At 31.1% G+C, this 1023-nt stretch carries 2 protein-coding genes; both read right to left on the bottom strand.

Translation table 11 applies throughout. The annotated features are described in order from the left end of the window. On the bottom strand, positions 1–80 hold an 80-nt coding region (locus tag IDG60_RS27665; protein ID WP_206160910.1), incomplete at its 3' end, for a YSIRK-type signal peptide-containing protein. Positions 81–357: 277 nt separating this feature from the next. Beyond that, the coding region (locus IDG60_RS15850; RefSeq protein ID WP_481906100.1) for a phosphohexomutase domain-containing protein at positions 358–1023 on the bottom strand (666 nt) is incomplete at its 5' end.

Raw genomic sequence — 1023 nt, 5'->3', positions numbered from 1 at the left:
GTAACAGTGGCAATTAAAGCTGAAAAAATACCGACATTAAATTTTCTGATACTAAATTTTTGTTGTCTGAATAAATTCATTAAGTCATCCTCCTGGTTGATTATTCTCGCTGTTAAATGATTTCACTTAATCAACTGTTAAGATAAGTAGTAGCATCTGCGTTAAAAACACAAAGCAACTCTATCTAATTAAAATTAATTTTATCATCATTATATATTGAGTACCAGTGTATTTTATATTACATATTGATTACTTTGTTTTTATTTTGTTTATATCATTTTACGTTTGTACTATAAATTATTTCTAGAAACACAAAAAAACCGATGCATACGCATCGGCTTATTTGTAATACAGTATTTATTTATCTAATCCCATTTTATCTTGAACCACATCAGCTATTTGTTGTGCAAATCTTTCAGCATCTTCATCAGTTGCTGCTTCAACCATGACACGAACTAATGGTTCTGTTCCAGAAGGTCTTACTAAAATTCGACCTTCTCCATTCATTTCTACTTCTACTTTAGTCATAACTTCTTTAACGTCAACATTTTCTTCAACACGATATTTATCTGTTACGCGTACGTTAATTAATGATTGTGGATATTTTTTCATTTGTCCAGCTAATTCACTTAGTGATTTACCAGTCATTTTTATTACAGAAGCTAATTGAATACCAGTTAATAAACCATCACCAGTTGTATTGTAATCCATCATAACGATATGCCCAGATTGTTCTCCACCTAAGTTATAATTACCGCGACGCATTTCTTCTACTACATATCTGTCGCCAACTTTAGTTTTATTAGATTTAATTCCTTCTTGTTCAAGCGCTTTGTAAAAACCTAAATTACTCATAACAGTAGAAACAATCATGTCATTATTCAATTCTTGATTTTTATGCATTTCTTGACCAATAATAAACATAATTTGGTCACCGTCAACGATTTGACCATTCTCATCTACTGCTATGATTCTGTCTCCATCGCCGTCAAATGCTAACCCAAAATCACTTTCAGTTTCAAC

It is taken from the genome of Staphylococcus sp. EG-SA-2 (assembly GCF_017152085.1).
This window is presented reverse-complemented; position numbering and strand designations above follow the sequence as displayed.